The organism is Mycobacterium sp. Root265 (assembly GCF_001428895.1).
Classification (GTDB): Bacteria; Actinomycetota; Actinomycetes; order Mycobacteriales; family Mycobacteriaceae; genus Mycobacterium.
The window spans coordinates 35,979-43,379 of sequence record NZ_LMJA01000016.1 but is presented as its reverse complement, the minus strand read 5'-3'; the positions used below and the strand labels follow the sequence as shown (position 1 = coordinate 43,379).

The following is a 7,401-nucleotide window of genomic DNA, read 5'->3' as shown; positions in this document are numbered from 1 at the left end:
TCCGACCACACCAAGCCATCCAGGACCACACCCCACAGCAGGCATACCTAAACCCAATTAACCAAAAAAACCTGCCAACTTCTTGACTCAAGACACCGCAAGATAGCGGTGCGCAAGTGTGATGTATCAGGACATCGGTGACAGTTCCGGCAACCACGCAACCCTGGACCGACGTGGAGTCAGGCCACAGATCCCGACCTTGACGCCACCCACTACCCCAGCTGGTGATCCGCGTCGTCGAGCACGCCGGTGCGTTTCCAGTACTCCACCGAACCGAACGGACTCAGCACGTAGACACCGCCGTCGGGCGATTTGTACCAGGAGTGCTCGATCGACGGATGCCCCCACATCAGGGTGGCGACCTCGTCCTGAAGCTCACGGTTGTAGCGCGCGAACGCCTCGGCGGTCGGCTCGATGGTGCTCTTGCCCTGTTCGATCACCGTCCGCAGGGCCGCGCCGATATAGCGCATCTGGCATTCCAGCATGAAGATCACGCTGCCGGCGTGGGCGAGCCCCGTCCCCGGGCCGGCCATCATGAAGAAGTTCGGGAACCCGTTCACCGAAACACCATTGAAGGCACCGGGTTTGCCGTCCCACACATCCGAGATCGGAACCCCGTCGCGCCCGATCACCTCCATCGGGCAGAGCACTTCCGAGGCCCGGAATCCGGTGGCCAGCACGATCACGTCGACGTCGTGGCGGCCCTCGGCGGTGCTGATCGAATGCCCGTCGATGCCGGTGATCTGATCGTTGACGAACGTCACATGTTCGCGACGCAGGCAGCGTAGCCAGCTGCCGTTGTCCTGCAACATGCGTTTGGCCATCGGCGGATAGTCCGGGGTGACCTTGGCGGCGAGTTCTGGCATATCGCCGACCTGATCCTGGATCCACTTCGCGAAAAACTCCCGCCGGGCGGCGCTGGCCTCGTTCGCGGTGCGCGGAAAATCGTGCCAATCAGGGTCCGCACGAACCAGTTCCAGCATCTTGTCGCTGGACTGCCACATCAGCATGAAGCGATACCAGCGGGAGTACCCCGGCAGGTGACGCATCGCCCAGCGCTCACCGTCGGTGACGCTCGCGTGGTAGCGCGGGTTGGGCGCCATCCACTGCGGGGTCCGCTGGAACACCACAAGACTCTCGACGTCGTCGACGATGGCGGGGCCGATCTGGAAACCGCTGGCCCCCGCCCCGATCAGGGCGACCCGTTTGCCGCGCAGGTCCACCGAATGATCCCACTGCGCCGAGTGGAAGGCCGGGCCCGCGAAATCCTCCAGCCCAGGCAGATCCGGGATGAGCGGCCGGTTGAGGAATCCGACGCCGGAGATGATCGCCGAGGCGCTCCGTTGCTCCGTCGACCCGTCGGCACCGCGCAGCGTCACCGACCACTGGCCCGTCTGGTCATCCCACTGCGCGCGCGTCGCCTCCCGGCCCCACGAGACGTGGGCGTCGATCTGGTGGTCCTTCATCACCGAGCGGAAGTAGTCGTACAACTCGGGCTGGCGGGTGTAGTACGCGCTGAAATCGCCGACGTGCTCGAAGGAGTACGAGTAGAAGTGGCTCGCCACGTCCACCCGGCACCCCGGATAGCTGTTCTCGAACCAGGTCCCACCGACATCGGGATTCTTGTCGACGATCTCGAACGGAATGCCGGCCTCCTGCAAGCGGATCGCGGCCAGCAGACCCGAGGCACCGAAGCCGATGACAAGCACCGAGAATCCCGGTGGCGGCGTCAATCCGTCCGCGGCGATGCCGCGCGGGTTGCGGCCATCGAGGTCCATCTCCTCGATGTAGAGCGCCGCGTTGTCATCGGGCACCGGTTCGCAGGCGATCCAGTCCATCAGCTCGCGGATCAGTTCGGTGCTGATCGGCGGGGCTCCCGGGCAGCCGGCGTCCCGCCACGCGCAGATGGCCTCGAGTGCGTGAAGCCGCAGTTGCGCCTGGCTTTCCTCGTCCAACATGCCCTGAAATTCGTTCTGCACGAACTGGACCGGTCGTATCGGCCCGCGAATGAAGGACGGGTCCCCGGTGATCTGGACGACCGAGGCGATCAGCGCCGAGACCGACAACTGCTCGAGCGCGGCAGCGATGGTGGCGTCGTCGACGCCCTCGATCGGTTCCGTGACGAGGTGCCGTGCACTCATCGCACGTGCGCGGGTAGCCGTTTGATGCCGTGCACGAAGCTGCTGTACAGCAGGTCGGGCTCACCGAGATCGATGGTCTTGAGCCGGGTCAGCAACTCGCGGAAGATGTTTCGCAGCTCACTCTTGGCCAGCTGGTTGCCCAGGCAGAAGTGCGGTCCTCCCGCACCGAAGCCGACCTGCGGATTGGGTGAGCGGCTCAGGTCGAACTTCTGCGGGTCGGCGAACACACTCTCGTCGCGGTTGGCCGAACAGTAGAACAGGCCCACCTTGTCCCCGGCGCTGATGCGCTGGCCCGCGACCTCGACGTCCTGGGTGGCGAAGCGGGCGAACTGCAACACCGGGGTGGACCAGCGCACCAGCTCCTCGGTGGCCATCCCGATCCGGCCGTCGAAATCCTCCATCAGCCAATCTCGTTGGTCGGGATTGGCGGCCAGCGCCAGCATGCCGTGCGTGGTGGACTGTTTGGTGGTGTCGTTGCCCGCCGAGGCCAGCAGGATGAGAAATGCGCCGATCTCTTCGTCGGTGAGGCGATGGCCGTCCACCTCGGCGTTGACGATGCTGGTCATCAGATCGTCACCCGGGTTGGCGCGGCGGAACTTGGCCAGTTCCACGCCCGTGCTCGAGATCAGCATGATCTCGTTGATGGTGGCCATGGCCCGCTCTTCGAGCGTGGAGAATTCGTCATCGCTCATGCTGAACAGTTTCTCGGCCGCCTTGGCCAGAGCCGGCTGGTCGGCCGCCGGCACCCCCAGCATGTCCGAGATCGTCCGCATCGGCAGCTGCGCCGAACAGGCCTCGACGAAGTCGATGTCACCGGCGCCGACGAGATCGTCGACGATGGCGACGGCGTTGGCGTGGATCTGTTCCTCGATCCGGCGCACATTGCGCGGCGTGAAAGCCGAACTGATCAGTCGCCGATAGGTGGTGTGCTGCGGCGGGTCCATGCCCAGGAAGAAGGTCGCGAACTTCTGCACCTCGGCGGGCATCGGGTCGAGCGCCACCCCCTGCGCCGAGGTGAACAGATCCGGGTTCTGGCTGGCGAACTGGAGGTCGGCGCGCCGGGTCAGCGCCCAGAATCCCGGTTCTTCGATATCGAACAATGTCGGCAACGGCCGGTGCCAGCTGATCCCGTCCAGGGCCCGCAGCTGGGCGAAGGTCTGGTCGCGGATATCGAACGGTTGACTCCAGAAGTCATGTGACGTGATGTCGAACGGGCTGTATTCGCGTGCCTGCGGCGTGCTGGCAACTGTCACGGGGTGTTCCCTCCTCCAGCGCTTGCGACATCGATGTCGCGCGAGATTTAGCGTGACAGTTCGGCAATAGTTTGTAAAGCTATGGCGATGACCGACGTGTCACCCGTCGAGGCGCGGAACAGCACCCGCGAGCGGATACTCGCCGCGACGGCCGAGGTGCTGGGCAACTACGGGATGACCAAGCTCAGTCTGTCCGAGGTCGCCACACAGGCCGGGGTGTCCCGTCCCACGCTGTACCGCTGGTTCGCCTCCAAGGAAGAACTGCTGGACGCCTTCGTGGTGTGGGAACGCAAGCACTATGACCGGGCCGTGGCCCGGGTCGACCAGACCCTGAGCGCCGATGACCGGCTGGACGCCGCACTGCAGATCATCGTCGAATATCAGCGGTCCTATCCAGGCCTGCGGATGGTCGATATCGAGCCCGCCCACGTCATCGCGCGGTTGGCACAGTTCATCCCGCTGATGCGCGAACGCCTGGAGCGCCTCACCCCCGGCACGAACTCCGACGTGGCGGCTGCCACCGCCATCCGAGTGGCCATCTCGCACTATCTGGTGCGCAGCGATGACGCCGAAGAGTTCCTCGCCCAATTGCGCCACGCGGCGAGGGTGAAGAATAGGAACGGTGACTGACTCCCTCAAAGAGCAGGCCGCTCTCGGCAGCGGCGCCACCTTCTGGACCACCAAGGCGGTGGGCGACGTCCCATCCATACTGCTGACCGACGGCCCGCACGGTGTCCGCCGACAGGCCGGCAGCACCGCCGACCACCTGGGCCTGGGCAGCAGCGAGCCGGCCACCTGTTTCCCGCCGGCCGTCGGGCTCAGCCAGGCGTGGGATCCCGGACTCGTCGAACGGGTCGGTGCCGCACTGGGCGCCGAGTGCCTGGCGCTGGGTGTGCACGTGCTGCTCGGTCCCGGGGTCAACCTCAAACGGGACCCGCGGTGCGGACGCAATTTCGAGTACTTCTCCGAGGACCCGCTGCTCGCCGGGACGCTCGGTGCGGCATGGGTGCGCGGTGTGCAGAGCCAGGGTGTGGGCGCCTCGCTGAAACATTTCGCCGTCAACAACGCCGAGGACGACCGGATGCGGTCGAGTTCGGATGTGGATGAGCGGACGCTGCGTGAGCTGTATCTGCGGGCGTTCGAGCACGTCGTCACCGCAGCACGGCCCTGGACGGTGATGTGCGCCTACAACCGGATCAACGGGGTGTACGCCGCCGAGAACGCCTGGTTGTTGAGCACCGTGCTGCGCGATGAGTGGGGTTTCGACGGGGCCGTCATCAGTGACTGGGGCGCGGTCCGCGACCGGGTCGCCGCGGTGGCCGCCGGGCTCGATCTGGAAATGCCCGCCACCAACGGGGTCACCGACGCCGACGTTGTCGCCGCCGTCGAGGCGGGTACCTTGGACGCGACGGTGGTGGCCCGCGCCGCCGAACGGGTGGCCACCCTGGCCGCCCGGGTCACCGAGAACCGCAGCAGCACCGCGACATTCGATGTCGATGCCCATCACGATCTGGCCCGGGAGGCGGCTGCGCGCTCGATCGTGCTGCTGAAGAACGAGAACGACCTGCTGCCCCTCCCACCGTCCTCGGTCGCGGTCATCGGCGGGTTCGCCGTGACGCCGCGCTACCAGGGCGGCGGCAGCTCCCATGTGAATCCGACCCGGGTCGATGTGCCGCTGGAGGAGATCCGCCGGTACGCCGACGGCCATCGGGTCAGCTACGCAGAGGAACTCACCGCCGAGACCCTGGCGGCGGCCGCCGACGCCGACACCGCGGTGGTGTTCCTCGGGTTGGCGCCCGAGGACGAATCCGAGGGCTTCGACCGCACCCACATCGACCTGCCCGCTGAACAACTCAACCTGCTGTCCGCCGTGGTGCAGGTGCAGCCCCGCACCGTCGTCGTGCTGGCACACGGCGGCGTGGTGGCACTCGAGGGGGTGGCCGGCCTCGCACCGGCGATCCTGGACGGCGCTCTGCTGGGCCAGGGTGGCGGGCGCGCCATCGCCGACGTCCTGTTCGGTGCGGTCAACCCGTCGGGACGGCTCGCCGAGTCGGTGCCGGTCCGGCTGCAGGACGGTCCGGCCTATCTCAACTTTCCCGGTGAGGACGGCCACATCCACTACGGGGAGCGGGTATTCGTCGGATACCGCTGGTATGACGCGCGCGATGCCGCAGTGACGTTCCCGTTCGGGCACGGGTTGTCCTACACCCGGTTCGACTACACCGATCTGTCGGTGGACGTCGCCGCCGAGGGTCTGACGGTGCGGGTGTCGGTGGTGAACACCGGTGACCGGGAGGGCCGTGAGGTCGTGCAGGTCTACACGGGGTTGCCGGCGTCGCGGGTATCCCGTCCGCCGCGGTGGCTGGCCGGTTTCGCCGGGGTGACGGTCGCGCCCGGCGAGCTGGTCGACATCGAGATCCGTGTTCCCCGTGACGAACTCGGCTACTGGGATGTGCGCGCCGGGCGGCGGCTGGTCGAGGCGGGCCAGTACGCGGTGTCCGTCGGGGCGTCGAGCCGGGATCTGCGCCTGCACACCGAGGTGACCGTGGACGGGGACGACACCCCGGTCATCGCCTTCACCGCCGACTCCACCCTCGGCGAGCTGCTCGACGACCCGGTGGCCGCCCCGATCGTGACGACGGCGCTGGAGAAGGCGGCCCCCCAGGGTGCGGCGGGTGCGTCGCTGGGCACCGACATGCTGCGCATGCTCGGGTCCATTCCGGTGGGCCGCATGGTGTCTTTCAGCGGCGGCGCGGTCAGCCGGCAGCAGCTGACCGAGCTGCTCGATGAGGTGAACCGTCAGCGGTCCTGAGTGCCGCCGAGTTCGGCGAGAATCTGTTCGGTGTGCTCGCCGAGTTCGGGTGCCGGGCCGCGTGGATGCCACGGCGTCGCCGAGAAGTCGGCGGGGCTGGCCACCATCGGCGTGCTCGAATCCCCTTCGGGCACATACACGATGCCTCCGGCGGCGTGGAACTGTGCGTCGGCCACCACATCGTCGAGCGAATTGATCGGCGACCAGAAGAAGTCGGGTTCCCCGGCGAAGACCTGCTCCCATTCGGCCAGCGTCCTGGTCGCGAAGAGGGTGTCCAGCTCGGCGATGATGTCGCGGGCGTGGGTGAACCGGTCCCGTGGTGTCGGATAGCGGGTCAGCCATTCCTCGCGCCCGACCGACCGGCACAGCGCGGGCCAGTGCCGCTGCACGTCGAGGCCGACGATCCAGAATCGTCTGCCGTCACCGGCGGTGTAGTTGTTCATGCACGGGTTGCCCATCGCCTCGCGCTGCCCGATGGCCACCTGCTGACCGGACATCAACAGCGTGTTGAGATCGAAGCTCACCGTGTAGGCGCCCTGGCGGTACAACGAGGTGGTGACCAGTTGCCCTGTGCCGGTGCGGGTTCTGGCCAGCAGCGCCGCGCACACCGCCGCGGCCAGGGTCATCCCCGCGGAATGATCCCCCATGCCGCCGCGCTGAAAGGGCGGGGTGTCACCGGGTCTGGTCAGCAGGTCGGCGATGCCGGCGCGGGCCCAGAACGCGGCCACGTCGTAGGCGGCCCGGTCGGCATCGGGACCTTCGGTGCCGTACCCGGTGATGAGGCCGTACACCAGCCGCGGGTTGTCGGTGGCGACCGATGCGAAATCCAGGCCCAGCCGGGCCAACGCCGCCGGGCGGATGTTGGTGAGGAAAACGTCTGCGCCGGTGATTAATTCGAGGGCGGTGCGTCGCCCTTCGGTGGTTCCGAGGTCGAGCACGATGCTGCGCTTGGAGCGGTTGTCCATCTGGAAGGGCGGATTGGACGCGATACCGAGGTCGCTGTCGAGCCCCATCATCCGGCCGAACGAGCGGGCCGGGTCACCGGCGGGTGGTTCGATCTTGATGACGTCGGCACCCCAGTCGGCAAGGATCGCCCCCGCCGCCGGTGCGGCCACCCAGACGCCGAGCTCCACCACCCGGAACCCTTCCATCGGTCCAGACATCGGAATCCCTTCAATGAGCTTTACAATATTGA

General features: G+C 67.0%; 5 protein-coding genes. 2 read left to right on the top strand and 3 right to left on the bottom strand.

Going from position 1 to position 7,401, the window contains the following annotated elements:
* Positions 1-212: 212 nt before the first annotated feature.
* Together ASE48_RS15810 and ASE48_RS15805 are read right to left on the bottom strand one after the other, a co-directional pair.
* Positions 213-2,141, bottom strand: coding sequence for a flavin-containing monooxygenase (locus tag ASE48_RS15810; protein WP_057168066.1), 1,929 nt, complete (start codon positions 2,139-2,141; stop codon positions 213-215).
* Positions 2,138-3,394: a cytochrome P450 gene (locus ASE48_RS15805; RefSeq protein WP_057168065.1), complete on the bottom strand. Its 1,257-nt coding sequence runs from the start codon at positions 3,392-3,394 to the stop codon at positions 2,138-2,140. Before ASE48_RS15805 ends, ASE48_RS15810 begins: the two co-directional genes overlap by 4 nt.
* Before the next feature lie 81 nt (positions 3,395-3,475).
* Here ASE48_RS15805 and ASE48_RS15800 point away from each other — a divergent pair, with 81 nt between their 5' ends.
* Both ASE48_RS15800 and ASE48_RS15795 read left to right on the top strand, forming a co-directional pair.
* Positions 3,476-4,024: a TetR/AcrR family transcriptional regulator gene (locus ASE48_RS15800; protein WP_057168064.1), complete on the top strand. Its 549-nt coding sequence runs from the start codon at positions 3,476-3,478 to the stop codon at positions 4,022-4,024.
* Positions 4,008-6,206, top strand: coding sequence for a glycoside hydrolase family 3 C-terminal domain-containing protein (locus ASE48_RS15795; protein ID WP_057168063.1), 2,199 nt, complete (start codon positions 4,008-4,010; stop codon positions 6,204-6,206). The genes ASE48_RS15800 and ASE48_RS15795 overlap by 17 nt, the downstream gene beginning before the upstream one ends.
* Here ASE48_RS15795 and ASE48_RS15790 read toward each other — a convergent pair.
* Complete coding sequence (locus ASE48_RS15790) at positions 6,194-7,369, bottom strand: CaiB/BaiF CoA transferase family protein (protein WP_057168062.1); 1,176 nt, start codon at positions 7,367-7,369, stop codon at positions 6,194-6,196. The genes ASE48_RS15795 and ASE48_RS15790 overlap by 13 nt on opposite strands.
* Between the last annotated feature and the right edge of the window lie 32 nt (positions 7,370-7,401).